Origin of the sequence: Agrobacterium sp. NPDC090273 (assembly GCF_044772305.1) — a bacterium.
GTDB lineage: Bacteria > Pseudomonadota > Alphaproteobacteria > Rhizobiales > Rhizobiaceae > Agrobacterium.
In genome coordinates, this window is record NZ_JBIVYN010000001.1 from 1,044,226 (window position 1) to 1,061,013 (window position 16,788).

Consider the following 16,788-nt stretch of genomic DNA (forward strand, 5'->3'; position numbering starts at 1 on the left):
CTCTTACCGCGGCTTCTTGCCGAAGACCTTGATATACTCGGCTTCGCCACCCTTGGCGAGCGCCTCGGCCTGCTTGAGCCATTCGTCACGCTCGATACGGCCCTTGAAATTCAGATAGCCATCAACCCAGTCGCATTCGGCCTTCTTCCAGGCAGCAATCTGCGCGAACGTGAAGATGCCGAGTTCATGCAGCGTGCCTTCGATCTTCGGGCCAACGCCGGAGATCAGCTTCAGGTCATCGGGCGTTGCAGGCTTTTCGATACCAGCTGGGCGATCCTTGCTGTCGAGCGAAGGCTTTGCGGTCTCGGCAGAGCCGGACGCTTCCTTTTCGGCAGCCTTGACGTTTGCTTCCGCAGCCTTCGGCTCGGTTACCGGCGTCTTCAACTTGGCATCGGCTTCCGGTGCAGTCGTCTTCGGCTTGGCAGCTTCAGACGGCGCAGGTGCCGCTGCGGCAGCAGCAGGTGCGGCAGGCGCCTCGGCAGGCTTGTCCAGGTTCGAACGATCCGGCTTGATTTCTTCGGTCAGCGTGGTGAGGCCGCCGACGGGAACGGACTGGTGACGATCGATCTGCGGACCGGTCTTGACGGTGTCGCCCTTGCCTGCCTCGAACTGATCGATGATCTCTTCCAGACGCTCAGGCGTCAGATCCTCGTAAGCATCCTTGAAGATGATGACCATCGGCGCGTTGACGCAGGCGCCCTGACATTCGACTTCTTCCCAGGAGAGCGTGCCGCTCTCGTTGGTGTGCAGCGGATCGTGATGGATCTTCTTGCGGCAGACATCCATCAGCGCTTCGGAACCGCGCAGCATGCAGGGCGTGGTGCCACAGACCTGAACGTGGGCGCGCGTGCCGACCGGCTTCAACTGGAACTGGGTGTAGAAGGTCGCAACTTCGAGCACGCGGATATAGGGCATATCCAGCATGTCGGCGATCTTCTCGATACAGGCGCGGGTTACCCAGCCATCCTGTTCCTGCGCACGCATGAGCAGCGGAATGACCGCGGACTGCTGGCGTCCTTCCGGATATTTCTTGATCGTCTTTTCCGCCCAGGCGGTGTTATCCGCATTGAATACGAAACCCGTGGGCTGGAACTGATCTTCGGCTAGTCGACGAACGGACATACTTCCTCACGCCTTTTTCAGTTTAGCGTCTCACACCGCGAATTCGTCACCGTAACGAACTCACAGGCGTAAGCTGCCTTGTCTTTTTGCATGAATACAATGAACTTGCTGCCGTTCGGGACCGAGGCCTTGATCTCGTATCCTGACGACAGAAGCTGCTTGATGGTCGAAGAACCGCCGCTTGCCTTTGAAGACACGCCGTCACCCGCCGCAGTCTGGGCGAGAACAGGCGTGGCAAAAGCAGCAAGAAGAGCCAGAATGGCCAGCGGCAAACGCATCAGCGGTCGACCTCCCCGAACACGATGTCGAGAGAGCCGAGAACGGCTGTTACGTCGGCAAGCTGATGTCCCTTGCAGAGGAAATCCATGGCTTGCAGATGCGCATAACCCGGCGCGCGGATCTTGCAGCGGTAAGGCTTGTTGGAGCCGTCGGCGACCAGATAGACGCCGAACTCACCCTTGGGCGCTTCCACGGCGGCGTACACTTCGCCAGCCGGCACGTGGTAACCTTCGGTGTAAAGCTTGAAGTGGTGGATCAGCGCTTCCATCGAACGCTTCATCTCGCCACGCTTCGGCGGAACCACCTTGCCGTCGAGCGACGACACGGGGCCAATCCGATGTTTGCCGGAGAGGAGTTCGACGCACTGCTTCATGATCTTTACCGATTCACGCATTTCCTGCATGCGGATCAGGTAACGGTCGTAGCAGTCGCCGTTCTTGCCGACCGGAATATCGAATTCCAGATCGGAGTAGCATTCGTAAGGCTGAGCGCGACGCAGGTCCCAGGCAGCGCCCGAACCGCGCACCATGACGCCGGTGAAGCCCCAGGCAAACGCGTCTTCCAGCGAGATGACGCCGATATCGACGTTACGCTGCTTGTAGATGCGGTTGTCGGTCAGAAGACCTTCGATGTTGTCGAGAACCGTGATGAACGGGTCGCACCACTTGCCGATATCGTCGACGAGTTCCGGCGGCAGGTCCTGGTGGACGCCACCTGGACGAACGTAAGCGGAGTGCATGCGCGCGCCGCAGGCACGCTCGTAAAACACCATCAGCTTTTCGCGCTCTTCGAAGCCCCAGACAGGCGGGGTCATGGCACCAACGTCCATGGCCTGCGTGGTGACGTTCATGATATGCGACAGGATACGGCCGATTTCCGAGTAGAGAACGCGGATCAACTGACCGCGCATCGGAATTTCGAGGCCGAGCAGCTTTTCAACGCCAAGCGCGAAAGCATGTTCCTGGTTCATCGGCGCAACGTAGTCCAGACGGTCGAAATACGGGACCGCCTGAAGGTAGGTCTTGGTTTCGATCAGCTTTTCCGTACCACGGTGCAGCAGGCCGATGTGCGGGTCCACGCGCTCGACGATTTCACCATCGAGTTCGAGAACGAGACGCAACACGCCGTGCGCGGACGGGTGTTCCGGGCCGAAGTTGATCGTGAAATTGCGGACGTTATGCTCTGTCATTCTTAGTGCTCCGCCGAGGTAATCATGGCGATGAATTCGGGGCCGGTCATGTTTTGCGTGGTTTCAGCGAAAGAGTAGCTGGAAGGCTTCTCATCGATGAAAATCTGCGACGCAAACTTGAAACTGGAAGGGTTGTCGAAGGCCTGCAGCGATACGGCAAAATGATTACCGTCCTTTGAACGCCACAGAAGCGTGCTGCCGCAATTCTTGCAGAAGCAGCGCTCACCCGATTCCGAGGAAGAATAGACGCCCAAATTCTGCTCGTTTTCGAAAGCAACTTCGGTGCATTCTACAGCAAGGAATGTTCCGCCGGACCAACGGCGGCACATAGAGCAGTGACAAACGCCGAATTCACGGGCACCAGCCTTCGCTGTAAAGCGAACGGCGCCGCAAAGACATTGTCCCTGCTCTGTTGCAACGGCTTCGCTCATTGCTTGGCCTTTTCGTCACCCGGAAGAACGTAGTCCGTGCCTTCCCATGGGGAAAGGAAATCGAAGCTACGGAATTCCTGCTTCAATTCGACGGGTTCATAGAGAACGCGCTTGAGAACGTCATCGTAACGTACTTCAACGAAGCCGGTAACCGGAAAATCCTTGCGCAGCGGATGGCCTTCGAAGCCATAGTCCGTGAGGATGCGGCGCAGGTCGGAGTGACCTTCGAATGGAATACCGTACATATCCCAGGCTTCGCGCTCGAACCATTCCGCACCGTAGAAAACGGATGTTGCCGAAGGCACGCCCTCGTCTTCCGCCACCTGCAGCTTGACGCGCACGCGCATGTTCTGGCGCGGCGACAACAGATGGTAGACGACATCGAAGCGCTTTTCGCGCTGAGGCCAGTCAACGCCGCAGATATCGATGAAGTTGACGAAACCGCACTGCACGTCGTCCCGAAGGAACGTCAGAAGTGCGATGACGCTCTCCGGCGTCGTCGTCAGCGTCAGTTCGCCAAAGGCGACGTCAGCCGCCTCGACCAGAGAACCGCGCGCTTCCTTCACGTAAGCAGCAAGATCCTTGAGAGCTTCGCTCATTGCCTGTCTGTCCTTTGCCCTTAACGCTCGATCGTTCCGGTACGCCGGATTTTCTTTTGCAGCAGAAGTACGCCGTAAAGCAGCGCTTCCGCCGTGGGGGGACAGCCCGGAACATAAATGTCGACGGGCACGACACGATCGCAGCCACGCACTACGGCGTAAGAATAATGGTAATAACCGCCGCCATTGGCGCAGGAACCCATCGAGATGACGTAACGCGGCTCAGGCATCTGGTCATAGACCTTGCGGAGCGCAGGCGCCATCTTGTTGGTCAGAGTGCCGGCGACGATCATGACGTCCGACTGGCGCGGTGAGGCGCGCGGCGCCACACCGAAGCGCTCCATGTCGTAACGCGGGCCGGAAGCCTGCATCAGACCTTCAACGGCGCAGCAGGCCAGACCGAACTGCATCCACATCAGCGAGCCCGTACGAGCCCAGGTGATCAGTTCGTCGGTCGAGGTAACGAGAAAGCCCTTGTCGGCCAGCTCATCGTTGATATCGGTAAAATAGGCGTCATCACTGCCAACAGGCTTGCCGGTGTTGGGATCGATGATCCCACGCGGCTTGGGTGCGACGAGCGTGGTATCGTTCTGGCTCATGCCCATTCCAGCGCTCCCTTCTTCCATTCATAGATGAAGCCGATGGTGAGAACCAGGAGGAACACCATCATCGACCAGAAGCCGAACCAGCCCATCTCTCCGAACGAAACCGCCCACGGGAAAAGGAAGGCGACTTCAAGGTCGAAGATGATGAAGAGAATCGACACCAGATAAAAGCGGATATCAAACTTCATGCGGGCGTCATCGAACGCGTTGAAGCCGCACTCGAAGGCAGACAGCTTTTCCGGGTCCGGATTTTTATATGCAACCGCGAAAGGCGCAATCAGAAGCGCCAGACCGATAACAAGAGCGATACCGATGAAGATTGCAATCGGAATATAGGAACTGAGGAGTTCAGTCATGGTCTCTTCCCTGCCCGGCCGGGTGCCGGACCTTACCTTGCGACGAAACGTCTCAAGGCGAAAAATATGTTGCAACGCCAAAGTCGTTAGCGCAGCCGCGCTCTCTCTGCAAGAGTTTCGGCACCATTTCAAGCCGCCTGCCGCATTGATTGGCAACAATATTGCCGGAATTGACGCAAAATTGGGCCGGTTATCGCGGCTAAGTCCCTCAAATAAAATAATAATCGATTGAATGGTGCGGCCGCAAAAAAGTCACACAAATTTTACGCAGAAAAACCACGAAAGTGACGATTTTCAAGATGCGAAACTTGACTAAAAAATGCAGGAAAAATGACGCCGCGAAGGCCATCAAAAGAGCTGGAATCAGAGAGCAGAAACCAGACGCAAAACCGCTATCAGCGGCTCACATATATATAATGTAAGGGAGGACAGAAAAATGGCGCGAGTGACGGGGCTCGAACCCGCGACCTCCGGCGTGACAGGCCGGCACTCTAACCGACTGAGCTACACCCGCGCATGTTGCAGATTTTCATCTGCGTTTCCGAGGATCAGGATGGCGCGAGTGACGGGGCTCGAACCCGCGACCTCCGGCGTGACAGGCCGGCACTCTAACCGACTGAGCTACACCCGCATCTCCTGACAGCGAAGCTTTCGTTTCGCCGTACGAACCAGCCTCGGCTGTTCGTTGAGCGGCTAACTACGGCGTTCGTGCTGGGGTGTCAAGCGAGTTTCACGACAAAAGAATAAGCTTGTGCATTTTCCGATGGGAAAAACCGGTTCGAACCACCCAAAAAACGAACTAAGCTATTGTTTTATATTATAGTTATTCGAAAAAAGAAAAACTTTATCCACAGACACTAGGCGGTTTCCGGCTGATTTTGCAGTGCAGCATTACAGGGCTCGACGATGCCGATTTGGGCAAAACCCCGGTTTTCCGGGCTTTCTGCCCGTCACCATCGAGGCTCGACAAAACAAACTCGAAAAAAAACAAAAAAACTTCACAAAAGCACTTGCGGTTTTTTTCTGATCCGCATACATCACGGCCACCGACGCGGCGGACACGATCCGCAAGACGCGAAGGGCGATTAGCTCAGTTGGTAGAGCGCCTCGTTTACACCGAGGATGTCGGGAGTTCGAGTCTCTCATCGCCCACCATCACTTCCCAGGACAATGTAGAGACTTGAATGTAAAGCGGGCTTTGGCTCGCTTTTGGCGTTTTATCGCCTCCTCATGTTGGCAGAGCCTTTTCTCATCGCATTTGAGACGTTCTCTCTGCTTCGAAGATTATCCCTCCCCCAGTTCGCATTCGCCTTTCCATTAGAAAAAGAGATTCGTTTGGCGGATGAATCGATTTGCCTGCTCAAAAAAAGTTTTGAGCACTCGTCGACGACGTCGCAACCAAATCGGTACACGCAAATAGACGCCGGTGTGTTGATTCCGGACTCAATGTTTCAAAAGGCATCGTCCAGCCCACTATCTGCTGCGCCTGACCTTCCCTGTTCAAAACAGCGTCCTCTGACGCGAAGTAACGCGGCGTCGGTGATTCAGTATTTCTCAATAGTTTTATCGCAAGGTCAGCTTGCCGGCTCATGATGAGCGGTTTTAATGATGGATGAAACCATGTCGATCGACGCGTTTGTAACACTCGCGCTCATTGCGCTGCCTATTTATATTTTTTTCCGCTGGGTCCAGCAGGACTCAGAAAAGCAAGATACTCCGGGCAAGAAAAGCTCCCCCGGTCGCTAATCCTCCCCTCACCGTCAAAACAGCAATCGGCATTTGAACGCGACATTACGTTTGAATGGCGTTGCGGCTTTCTCACGCTGATATCCTCACCGATGGCATCCGGCAGCCCCCCGCGCCCGATTCCTGTCGTCTGATGAGACCGGTGGCAAACGCGCTCTGTGTACCCCCCCAATCAACGCGCGCGCCGAGAAAGCCTGCATTTCCAGCCGCAACTGCGGCCGAAAGCAAAAAAGCCGGTCGAAAGACCGGCTTTTTCTTTTCCATATGATCGATGCGATCAGTTGATTGCCTTCAGGTTGACCGTGAAGAAAAGGGTTTCGCCGGAAGAATCATCCACGCCGTCATTGTCGGTCACAACGTAAGCGGTGCCATCCTTGTCGAAAGTGAAGCCTTCCAGCTTGTCGACGACGTAACCGTTGGTCTGCGCCTTCAGGTCCGGCAGGAAGTCATGAGCTTCCTCTTTCTTGACCAGCGGCAGTTCGCCACCGATCTTGGCCGGCTTCAGCTCGGACAGAGCGACGCGGTAGAGCTTCTTGAGCTTTGCCTTGTCACCGATCTGGTTGTCGCGCTCGACGATATAGACGTGATCACCAAAAGCCGCGATTTCAGACAAGCCGACCCAGCCTTCAGCCGCCTTTTCGAGCGGATAACGCACTGCGCCCCATTCCTTGGACTTTGGCTTGTAGGAGACGAGCTTGACCGTTCCTTTCTCGTCCGTACCCCATTCGCGCTGCACGGCCATCCAGAGGGTCGCGTCGTCACCTTCGCCGATAACGGTCACCCCTTCGAAGCCGAAGCGTGTTTCGCCGTTGAGAAGTTCCTTCGGCAGAGCGATCTCGGCCTTGATCTCGCCCTTGGCGTTGACGTTGTAGAGCGCGTGCGGGACGAGCTTGCTGCTATCGCCTTCAGATGCCAGCCAGAAACCACCCTTGCCATCGCGTGCGATGCCTTCGATATCGAGCTTCTGGGCAGCCATGCCGTCACGCTTGACGCGCAGGACGCTGGTGATGACGGCAGGCTTCTTGGTGGCGTCGATGGTGAAGATCGACGGCTGGTTGCCGTATACCGAGTCGGAGACGGCATAGAGAATGCCAGGCTTTTCGGTGTCGGCGGTCAGACCCGACAATGCACCCCAGCCGATCGGCAGTCCATCGACTTCAGCGGAAACGAGCTGCGGGTAAGCTGCCTCGCCTTCGCTGCGCTCATAGAGCATGACGTGCGAACGCGCGCCACCATCTTTGCCGAGGTCGGCTTCGTTGGCGGTGACCAGCAGGTTGCGCGAGGGAATGGCAACAGCACCTTCCGGGGAAATACCGGATGGCAGTAGCTGGACGAGCTGCGGTTCAGCGCCGGTGTCCTTATAGACGCCAACAACAGAAGCGCGCTCGCTGAGAACGAAGATATATTTCTCACCGCCGAAGGTCGCGGCTTCCAGACCTTCCGGCTCGATGCCCTTGGCCTTGGAGCGCTTCTCCGGGTAGTGGCCGATGGCGGCAATGGCGTGCTCGAGTGAAGCGCCCGCCTCGTAAACCAGCTTGCCGGTCTTGTCGAAAATGGTGAAACCGCGCGAACCGCCCTGCCAGTCACCCTCATTGGCGATGACGATACGGTCATTGTCGAGCCACTTTACAGCATCGGGCTCGCGCTTTCGGGCTTCCTGCTTGTCGGTGAACTTCAACTGGCCATCGGATTTCGTGTCGATGCCTTCCAGATCGACCGAACCGGCCGAGAAATGGCTGGTCACCTTGCCGGACTTGCCGTCGATGATGGCGATGTGGTTGTTTTCCTGCAGTGTGACGGCGATTTCGCCATTGGCATTGATGGAAACGAATTCCGGCTCCGGATCTTCCGGAGAAATCTCTGCAAGACCGGTCAGGTCGATCTTCTTGAGCGTCGCGCAGTCGGCCGCACCGTTCTTGAGGCCAACGGTAACGAGGAAGCCAGCCGGCATCTGCGGCAAGGCGCCTTCGTTGACCTCTTCATCACGCTCGTTTTCGATAGCGATGGCGGCAAAGGTCTTGTCAGGCGAAATGGCAACCGAATCCGGCTGGCCGCCGAGATCGCAGCTTGCTTCAACCTTTTTGGTGGCAATATCCACGGTCACCAGCTTGCCGGACGGATTTGCGCGGTTCTCGGAGGTGTTGACACCGGCCAGAACCTTGGAACCTGCAACGGCAACCGAGGTGGGTTCGCCGTCCAGCAACAATGCACCGCCAGCCTTCGGCGCCTTTGCGTCGGTGATGTCAACAAAACCGATGCCACCCAGCGGGCTGTCCGAATAGATCAGCGTGTTGCCGTCTTCGCTTGCGGTGATGATTTCGGACGAGGTCGCGGTCTTGGCGTCCTTGTCAGCCGGGAGGTTGTTCGCGACCGGAAAAGACGCGATGCGGTTGAAGACCTGGTCCGCAGCCGCCGGAAAAGCGGCTGACGTCAGCAATGCTGCGGTCAAGGCCATGTGAGAAAATCGGAGCGCCATAGTAAATCCCCCTTTGCGTCCAGAAACCGTTCCCAAGGCTTCTGCGTCAAAGACATGACAGGGGCATGACACCGGCTTGCCGCGTGCTGCTGAATCGATCTTCAGTTGCACTTATCCAGCCCTGTTGTGCGACGTCTTCCGACAGAATCAAAAAGCCCGGCCAAAAGGCCGGGCTTCTTTTCGTTTGTGCGCACATTCCGCGGTTAGGCTTCAAGGCGTCAAAACATGTTTCCTCGTGAACCTGAAGATCGCACGCACGCCGCACGGCGAAACGATCTTCCGGAAACCTTACGAGTTGACAGCGTCCTTCAGGCCCTTGCCTGCGGAGAATTTTGGAACGTTGCGAGCCGGGATGTCGACTTCAGCACCCGTGGACGGGTTACGGCCCTTGGAAGCTTCGCGGCGGCTGACAGAGAAGCTGCCAAAGCCAGCGAGGCGAATGTCGCCGCCGTTCTTCAGTTCGTTCTGTACAGTTTCGAATACTGCATCAACAGCGGAAGCAGCATCTGCCTTCGTGAGACCAGCCTTTTCGGCAACAGCAGAGACGAGCTCGTTCTTGTTCATGTTTCCACCCCTTTCATCGGTATGAAACGACTCAAATTAAGCCGGCGCAGAATACTTTTGCATCCGCGCGTAGCAACCCAAAAGCGCTGGAATCGCCTGAAAAACAAGAGGTCTGGAGTTATTTTCACAAAAAAGGCCGGCATTTCTGCCGGCCTTCCCCATAAATCGTGCCAAATTCGCATCACTCATTCCGAGTGCGGTGCATCAATGCGCGATACCGGTGTTGTTATCGTCGACGCCTTCAACCGTCGCGATGACCGGAGTCTCGATGCTGCCGTCCCATTCAATGGGTTCCGGCTGGCGGATCAGCGCGTGTTTGATGACTTCGCCCATACGTGAAACCGGAATGATTTCCATTTCGTTTTTCACGTTGTCCGGAATTTCCGCCAGATCCTTGGCGTTCTCTTCCGGGATCAGCACCTTCTTGATGCCGCCGCGAAGTGCTGCAAGCAGCTTTTCCTTCAGGCCGCCGATCGGCAGAACACGACCACGCAGGGTGATTTCACCCGTCATCGCCACATCCTTGGAAACCGGAATGCCGGTCATGATGGAAACGATGGCGGTTGCCATGGCAACACCGGCGGACGGTCCGTCCTTCGGGGTCGCACCTTCCGGTACGTGCACGTGAATGTCGCTCTTGTCGAAGCGCGGTGGCTCGATGCCGAAGTCCACAGCACGCGAACGGACGTAAGACGCCGCTGCCGAGATGGATTCCTTCATCACTTCCTTGAGGTTACCGGTCACGGTCATGCGACCCTTGCCCGGCATCATCACGCCTTCGATGGTAAGCAGCTCACCGCCAACTTCCGTCCATGCGAGACCGGTGACAACACCGACCTGATCCTCACGCTCGGCTTCACCGTGGCGGTACCGCGGAACGCCCAGGTAATCCGGAACGTTGGCAGCGGTGACTTCAACGGACTTGACCTTGCCCTTGATGATCTCGGTCACGGCCTTGCGTGCAAGCTTCATCAGCTCGCGCTCGAAGCTGCGCACACCGGCTTCGCGGGTATACTGCTGGATCACGATCATCAGCGCATCATCGGTGACGGAGAATTCCTCCGGACGCAACGCATGCTCCTTGATCGCCTTCGGCAGCAGGTGACGCTTGGCGATTTCGCGCTTTTCGTCTTCCGTGTAACCGGCAATACGGATGACTTCCATACGGTCCATCAACGGGCCAGGAATGTTCAGCGTATTGGCCGTCGTCACGAACATGACGTCGGACAGATCGTATTCCACTTCCAGGTAGTGATCCATGAAGGTGGAGTTCTGTTCCGGATCAAGCACCTCGAGCAGAGCCGACGACGGATCGCCACGGAAGTCCATGCCCATCTTGTCGATTTCGTCGAGCAGGAAGAGCGGGTTCGACTTCTTGGCCTTCTTCATCGACTGGACGATCTTGCCCGGCATGGAGCCGATGTAGGTACGGCGGTGACCGCGGATTTCCGCTTCGTCACGAACGCCACCCAGCGCCATACGAACATATTCACGACCGGTCGCCTTGGCGATCGACTTGGCAAGCGAGGTCTTACCAACGCCAGGCGGACCGACGAGGCACAGGATCGGGCCGCGGATCTTCGTCGCACGGGCCTGAACGGCCAGATACTCGACGATGCGCTCTTTCACCTTGTCCAGACCGAAGTGATCCTGATCGAGGATCTTTTCAGCGTTGTTGAGGTCAGCCTTGATCTTCGACTTCTTGCCCCAGGGCAGGCCAAGCAGCCAATCCAGATAATTGCGCACGACGGTGGCTTCGGCCGACATCGGGCTCATCTGGCGAAGCTTCTTCATTTCCGCCTCGGCCTTTTCCTTGGCCTCCTTGGAAAGCTTCGTCTTGGCGATGCGCTCTTCCAGCTCGGCCATCTCGTCACGGCCGTCTTCGCCGTCGCCGAGTTCCTTCTGGATCGCCTTCATCTGCTCGTTCAGGTAATATTCGCGCTGGGTCTTTTCCATCTGGCGCTTGACGCGCGAGCGGATGCGCTTCTCCACCTGCAATACGGAAATTTCGCCTTCCATGAAGCCGAGCGCTTTCTCAAGCCGCTGCTTCACGCTGACGGTTTCCAGCATTTCCTGCTTTTCGGTGATCTTGATCGACAGGTGCGATGCAACCGTATCGGCAAGCTTCGAGTAATCGTCAATCTGGCCAGCGGCGCCAACCACTTCCGGCGAAATCTTCTTGTTGAGCTTTACGTAGCTTTCGAATTCCGAAACGACGGAACGCGACAGCGCCTCGATCTCGACCGGGTCTTCCGCAGACTCGACGAGCTGCGTTGCCGTGGCTTCATAGAAATCTTCGCGACCGGTGTAGGAATCGATCTGCGCGCGGCCCTTGCCCTCGACCAGCACCTTGACCGTGCCATCGGGAAGCTTCAGAAGCTGCAGAACGTTGGCAACCGTACCGACCTTATGAATGGCCTCCGGCTCCGGATCGTCATCGCTGGCGTTGATCTGGGTGACAAGCATGATCTGCTTGTCGGAACCCATGACCTCTTCCAGAGCACGAATAGACTTTTCCCGCCCGACGAACAGGGGAACGATCATATGCGGGAAAACAACGATGTCGCGCAGGGGAAGTACGGGATAGGTACCGCCGGATGCCGCAGACGTGATGTTCGTCATATCATTTCCTTTCCATGGTCCCTCTTCGGGACATGTTGCCGGATGTCTTGGGAGCACCCGACATATTCATTTCTCGAGACTGAAAGTGGAGTTTGCGAACACCGATTTCAAGTCGCCGGAACAGACGGCTTCGCGTGGCGACAAAGCCGTGAAATTCTACAAAACCCAGCGCAGGCCTTAACTCTCAACATTCCGGTTATCCTTCCCGTAGCAAAGAACCGGCCCGCCGACGGATATTCACATTCCCGTCATGTCGCGCTGCAAATCAGTTGTAAGACATTATCAGTAAAGCGCAATCCGCTCAAAACGCAAAATGGCGGCTGACGCTTTCCCTCCACGCCATTATTACCACGAACACTCTGCGTCCCCGACACACAACTGCGTTCAACTCAAAGTTTTCACCATCGGACCACGAAGACCGACGCAATTGCCCCAGGGATCACGAAACTGGCACATCCAGAGATCGCCATCGATTCTCATCGGGCCACGATAGAGAACGCCGCCAATATCGCGCCAGTGGGCCATCGCGCCCTCGAAATCATCCGTCCACCAGTAGACGACAGAGCCGGCTGCACCGCTTGCGACTTTCTCATCGGCAGGCACGATCTCGAGCTGGACGTCGCCCACCTGAAGAAACTCAAAACCGGAGGGATGACTGACCGAGGGTAAAGCTTCGGGAAACGCCCTTGCGTACCAGGTAAGCCCCTCCTCCACATCGGCGACATGAACCAGAATTGCAGTGATAAAACTCATGACGACACCTGAGAGATCGCGCGGCACAAAAAAGCCCCCCGCGGCTGAAACCGCGAGGGGCTTTGATGATTTTCAGTTCGCAGATCAGGCCGAAACGTTGGCCTTCTCGTCCTTGCGATCGGCGTAGATGTAGAGCGGACGAGCGAGACCGCTGACAACTTCGTCGGAAATGACCACTTCGCGAACACCTTCCAGGGTCGGCAGTTCGAACATGGTGTCGAGAAGGATCTTTTCCATGATCGAACGCAGGCCACGGGCGCCGGTCTTGCGGGTGATCGCCTTGCGGGCGATTTCGCGCAGGGCGTCTTCGTGGAAGGTCAGCTCGACGTCTTCCATCTCGAACAGGCGCTGATACTGCTTGACGAGCGCGTTCTTCGGCTCGGACAGGATCTGGATCAGTGCGTCTTCATCCAGGTCTTCCAGCGTTGCCAGAACAGGCAGACGGCCGATGAATTCCGGGATGAGACCGAACTTCACCAGATCTTCCGGCTCCAGTTCGCGCAGCACTTCGCCGACGCGGCGATCGTCTTCCGCCTTGACCGTCGCACCGAAACCGATGGAGGTCTTTTCGCCACGGGCAGAAATGATCTTGTCGAGACCGGCAAAAGCGCCGCCGCAGATGAACAGGATGTTGGTCGTATCCACCTGCAGGAACTCCTGCTGCGGATGCTTGCGGCCACCTTGCGGCGGAACGGAAGCGACCGTGCCTTCCATGATCTTCAGCAGTGCCTGCTGGACACCTTCGCCCGATACGTCGCGCGTGATGGACGGATTGTCCGACTTGCGGGAAATCTTGTCCACTTCGTCGATGTAGACGATGCCGCGCTGGGCGCGCTCGACGTTATAGTCGGCTGCCTGGAGCAGCTTGAGGATGATGTTTTCAACATCCTCACCGACATAACCGGCTTCGGTCAGCGTGGTTGCGTCCGCCATGGTGAAGGGAACATCGATGATGCGGGCCAGTGTCTGCGCAAGATAGGTCTTGCCGCAACCGGTCGGGCCAACGAGCATGATGTTCGACTTCGCCAGTTCCACGTCGCCGTTCTTGGAGGCGTGTGCGAGGCGCTTGTAATGGTTGTGAACGGCAACAGAGAGGATCTTCTTCGCCTGCTTCTGGCCGATAACGTATTCGTCGAGGATCTTGATGATGTCCTGCGGGGTGGGAACACCCTCACGCGACTTCACCATCGACGTCTTGTTCTCCTCGCGGATGATGTCCATGCACAATTCGACGCACTCATCGCAGATGAATACTGTCGGTCCGGCAATGAGTTTCCGGACTTCGTGCTGGCTCTTGCCGCAGAATGAACAATAGAGTGTATTTTTAGAGTCGCCGCCGTTGCTGCCGCTGACTTTGCTCATATCTCTTTCCTTCCAGCACGCCGCAGGTCCGTCGAACGGATCGCGGTCAACTTACCGCTCGCCGACACGGCTGTCCTTGGGTGCACTACCGTGTCCGCTTCGCTTCCCGGGGGTACTAACCGTATCAGATACATGACCTGACAACCGGCGGCAACGAATTCCCCATAAAACCAAGGCTACGTCATAAAAATTCAACACAGCCTTAATATGTACTATTAGCGCTTTCTTTTCCGCTTGAAAGCCCCGAAATTATTTTTACCGGGGCTAACAATCTTCAAAAAGCCGTGCGCCTCAATTCGCGGAGGCGCCTTCGATTTCCTGACGCGAGGTGAGGATCTTGTCGATCACGCCCCAATCCTTCGCCTCTTCCGAGTCCATAAAGTGGTCGCGATCGAGCGTCTTTTCAACCTCATCCAGCGTGCGGCCGGTGTGCTTGACATAGACCTCGTTGAGGCGACGCTTCATCTTGATGATGTCACGAGCGTGGCGTTCGATATCGGATGCCTGACCCTGGAAACCGCCGGAAGGCTGGTGAACCATGATCCGCGCATTCGGCGTCGCAAAACGCATGCCCTTCTCACCGGCGGCGAGAAGCAGCGAACCCATGGATGCAGCCTGGCCAACGCACAGCGTGGATACGGCAGGACGGATGAACTGCATCGTATCGTAGATCGCCATGCCAGCGGTCACGACTCCACCTGGAGAATTGATGTAAAGCGCGATTTCCTTCTTGGGGTTTTCGGCCTCAAGGAACAGAAGCTGCGCGCAGACGAGCGATGCCATGTGGTCCTCTACCGGGCCGGTGAGGAAGATGATGCGCTCTTTGAGAAGACGTGAGTAGATGTCATAGGACCGTTCGCCGCGATTGGTCTGCTCTACGACCATCGGCACCAGAGCCATGGCGGTATCAACTGGATTTTTCATGTCCGTCCTTTGTCAAACTCTTACCCGATGCGGAAACCCGCTCCGGAATCACTTCTAAACTTCATTTCTCTACATAGAGTGTCACTGCCCCGTACTTCAAGACACGAAGCCGCATATCCTTAACGACAGAAGCGCGTTTCGGCCTGCTCCTTAACAGGTCCGCGGTCTCCTGAAACCGGCAAACGTGGTCCAGACCCGTTTTCCACGAAGGAAGCAATTCTTGGTAACCGACGGGTAAACATAAAATCATTTGGTTATACACAGATGTAACTTATCAATGGCAAGAACTCGTTAGGTATTTGGTGGTGATACTACCTTCGAGTTTCGCCGCCTGCAGTGGTACGGTCCATCGTGGACGAAATGGCATTCTGATAGGTTTTCAGTGTTCGCGACATTGATCGAGCGCGGGAACCTGCCCTTTTGGGGCGTGATCGCGCGAGTAGGATTTTTTTGCAATGCTGGATGCGAAGACTGGCCTATTTCTATGGGCCGCCGAAACTCTGACCCTTGCCGTCCTGCTCGGTACGCTCTGGCTGCACCGCCCGTCCCGACCGCATAATCTCTACTTCGCAGCAGGCTTCATCGCGACCGGCACCGGCACCATCCTGATTGCCATGCGTGGCGATATCGCCAGTTTCCTGTCTATCGAGGTCGGCAACACGTTGACCCTGGCCGCCTTCGGTTTCTGGCTGGCAGGCCTGATGACGTTCGAACAGCGCAAACTCGCCGGCTGGATCGCGATCCCGGCGCTGATCTGGATCGCCGGCATGTTCCTGCAGCCGGTGCGCGAAAACATGGTGTCGCGCATTCTGCTTTATCAGGGCTGCGCCGCCATCGGTTACTTCATGCTGGCAGCCATCGTTCTCAAGAAGGATGCGCCGAACCAGGGCAACCGCAAGGCGCTTGCCGCCATTCTGGTGTTTCAGGCAGTCTCCAGCGCAATCACCGCGTTTTTCGTGCTGCCGAAAGACATGTCGTCCTCACACGCCATACCCTTGACCGTGCCGCTCGCCTTCTCCAGCGCGCTTGGCTTTACCGCCATCATCATGATCAGCGCGAAGATCATGATGGAGGAGACCGAGCGACGCCTCAACCGCCTGGCGATGACCGACCATCTGACCGGCGTCCTGAACCGTCGCGGCCTTGCCGAAGAATTCGACCGCATCAAGTCACGCGTGCCTGCCGCAGCCAGTCATGTTGTACTGACGGTGTTCGACATCGACCATTTCAAGAAGATCAACGACAGACACGGGCATCAGGCCGGTGACGCCGTGCTGGTGCACTTCTGTCATCTCGCAGCAAAGATCATCAATGAGCGGGGTCTTTTCGTGCGCATGGGAGGCGAGGAATTTGCGCTGATCTGCGCGGCCGACGATCCGGCACAGGCGATCATCCTGGCCGAAAACATTCGTATGGCTCTGTGCAAATCACCGATCCTCGCGGAAGGGCAGCAGATTCAGGTCACCGTCAGTGCCGGCATCGCCGATTCCGTCATAGGTGAGGCAGACCTCAACAAGTTGCTGACCGAAGCCGACCGGGCGCTTTATTCCGCCAAGAAATCCGGACGCAACCGTACTGTCGTCAACCGCGATTCCATGAATATCGTCGTTCCCGCTGTCGATCGTCAGGAAGATCCGATGGACAACAATGCCGACCGGCAGGTTGCGGCGCTGAACAAGATTGCGGCAATCGCAAACCGCTGAAACGCCCTGTCCCGAGAAAAAGAAATTCTTGCTACCGCAAGATGAAAAGGCACTCTT

At 56.7% G+C, this 16,788-nt stretch carries 15 protein-coding genes and 3 tRNA genes; 3 read left to right on the top strand and 15 right to left on the bottom strand.

Annotation, left to right across the window (positions count from 1 at the left end; translation table 11 throughout):
* Positions 1 to 3 precede the first annotated feature (3 nt).
* The 9 genes from ACIQT8_RS05130 to ACIQT8_RS05170 all read right to left on the bottom strand — a co-directional run bounded on the left by ACIQT8_RS05130 (position 4) and on the right by ACIQT8_RS05170 (position 5,212).
* A complete protein-coding gene (locus ACIQT8_RS05130; protein ID WP_262525354.1) occupies positions 4 to 1,122 on the bottom strand; it encodes an NADH-quinone oxidoreductase subunit E in 1,119 nt (372 codons plus the stop codon).
* 17 nt (positions 1,123 to 1,139) lie between these two features.
* Entirely contained in the window at positions 1,140 to 1,400 is a 261-nt protein-coding gene (locus ACIQT8_RS05135) for a hypothetical protein (protein WP_138795565.1), read from the bottom strand.
* Positions 1,400 to 2,590 carry an NADH-quinone oxidoreductase subunit D gene (locus tag ACIQT8_RS05140; RefSeq protein ID WP_138795566.1) on the bottom strand — a complete coding sequence of 397 codons (1,191 nt, stop codon included), beginning with the start codon at positions 2,588 to 2,590 and terminating at the stop codon, positions 1,400 to 1,402. The genes ACIQT8_RS05135 and ACIQT8_RS05140 overlap by 1 nt, the downstream gene beginning before the upstream one ends.
* Positions 2,591 to 2,592: 2 nt before the next feature.
* Positions 2,593 to 3,021 (bottom strand): GFA family protein, encoded by a 429-nt coding sequence (locus ACIQT8_RS05145; protein WP_400964054.1) that lies wholly within the window; start codon positions 3,019 to 3,021, stop codon positions 2,593 to 2,595.
* Positions 3,018 to 3,620 carry an NADH-quinone oxidoreductase subunit C gene (locus ACIQT8_RS05150; RefSeq protein ID WP_138795568.1) on the bottom strand — a complete coding sequence of 201 codons (603 nt, stop codon included), beginning with the start codon at positions 3,618 to 3,620 and terminating at the stop codon, positions 3,018 to 3,020. Before ACIQT8_RS05150 ends, ACIQT8_RS05145 begins: the two co-directional genes overlap by 4 nt.
* A 20-nt stretch (positions 3,621 to 3,640) precedes the next feature.
* On the bottom strand, positions 3,641 to 4,225 hold the full coding sequence (locus tag ACIQT8_RS05155; RefSeq protein WP_138795569.1) for an NADH-quinone oxidoreductase subunit B family protein: 585 nt from the start codon (positions 4,223 to 4,225) through the stop codon (positions 3,641 to 3,643).
* The gene (locus tag ACIQT8_RS05160) at positions 4,216 to 4,581 is read right to left on the bottom strand and encodes an NADH-quinone oxidoreductase subunit A (RefSeq protein WP_138795570.1); all 366 of its coding nucleotides are present in this window, start codon (positions 4,579 to 4,581) and stop codon (positions 4,216 to 4,218) included. Before ACIQT8_RS05160 ends, ACIQT8_RS05155 begins: the two co-directional genes overlap by 10 nt.
* Positions 4,582 to 5,018: 437 nt before the next feature.
* Positions 5,019 to 5,095, bottom strand: a tRNA-Asp gene (locus ACIQT8_RS05165).
* Between the two features lie 40 nt (positions 5,096 to 5,135).
* Positions 5,136 to 5,212 (bottom strand) — tRNA-Asp (locus ACIQT8_RS05170).
* Positions 5,213 to 5,660: 448 nt separating this feature from the next.
* Between ACIQT8_RS05170 and ACIQT8_RS05175 the strand changes: the two genes are divergently transcribed.
* Together ACIQT8_RS05175 and ACIQT8_RS05180 are read left to right on the top strand one after the other, a co-directional pair.
* Positions 5,661 to 5,736, top strand: a tRNA-Val gene (locus tag ACIQT8_RS05175).
* A gap of 450 nt (positions 5,737 to 6,186) precedes the next feature.
* Positions 6,187 to 6,327, top strand: a complete 141-nt coding sequence (locus ACIQT8_RS05180; protein WP_178340558.1) for a hypothetical protein — start codon at positions 6,187 to 6,189, stop codon at positions 6,325 to 6,327.
* 277 nt (positions 6,328 to 6,604) lie between these two features.
* Here the strand turns inward: ACIQT8_RS05180 and ACIQT8_RS05185 are convergent, their stop codons facing one another.
* The 6 genes from ACIQT8_RS05185 to clpP all read right to left on the bottom strand — a co-directional run bounded on the left by ACIQT8_RS05185 (position 6,605) and on the right by clpP (position 15,028).
* Positions 6,605 to 8,803, bottom strand: a complete 2,199-nt coding sequence (locus ACIQT8_RS05185; RefSeq protein WP_400964056.1) for an esterase-like activity of phytase family protein — start codon at positions 8,801 to 8,803, stop codon at positions 6,605 to 6,607.
* A gap of 288 nt (positions 8,804 to 9,091) precedes the next feature.
* Positions 9,092 to 9,367 carry a DNA-binding protein HupB gene (hupB, locus tag ACIQT8_RS05190; RefSeq protein WP_138795572.1) on the bottom strand — a complete coding sequence of 92 codons (276 nt, stop codon included), beginning with the start codon at positions 9,365 to 9,367 and terminating at the stop codon, positions 9,092 to 9,094.
* Between the two features lie 204 nt (positions 9,368 to 9,571).
* Positions 9,572 to 11,989 (bottom strand): endopeptidase La, encoded by a 2,418-nt coding sequence (lon, locus tag ACIQT8_RS05195; RefSeq protein ID WP_138795573.1) that lies wholly within the window; start codon positions 11,987 to 11,989, stop codon positions 9,572 to 9,574.
* 384 nt (positions 11,990 to 12,373) lie between these two features.
* Complete coding sequence (locus ACIQT8_RS05200) at positions 12,374 to 12,742, bottom strand: VOC family protein (protein WP_400964058.1); 369 nt, start codon at positions 12,740 to 12,742, stop codon at positions 12,374 to 12,376.
* 84 nt (positions 12,743 to 12,826) lie between these two features.
* Positions 12,827 to 14,104, bottom strand: coding sequence for an ATP-dependent Clp protease ATP-binding subunit ClpX (gene clpX / locus ACIQT8_RS05205; protein ID WP_138795575.1), 1,278 nt, complete (start codon positions 14,102 to 14,104; stop codon positions 12,827 to 12,829).
* Between the two features lie 291 nt (positions 14,105 to 14,395).
* Positions 14,396 to 15,028, bottom strand: coding sequence for an ATP-dependent Clp endopeptidase proteolytic subunit ClpP (clpP, locus tag ACIQT8_RS05210; protein WP_138795576.1), 633 nt, complete (start codon positions 15,026 to 15,028; stop codon positions 14,396 to 14,398).
* A 455-nt stretch (positions 15,029 to 15,483) separates the two neighbouring features.
* Here clpP and ACIQT8_RS05215 point away from each other — a divergent pair, with 455 nt between their 5' ends.
* Positions 15,484 to 16,731 carry a GGDEF domain-containing protein gene (locus ACIQT8_RS05215; RefSeq protein ID WP_138795577.1) on the top strand — a complete coding sequence of 416 codons (1,248 nt, stop codon included), beginning with the start codon at positions 15,484 to 15,486 and terminating at the stop codon, positions 16,729 to 16,731.
* The last annotated feature ends 57 nt before the right edge of the window (positions 16,732 to 16,788 follow it).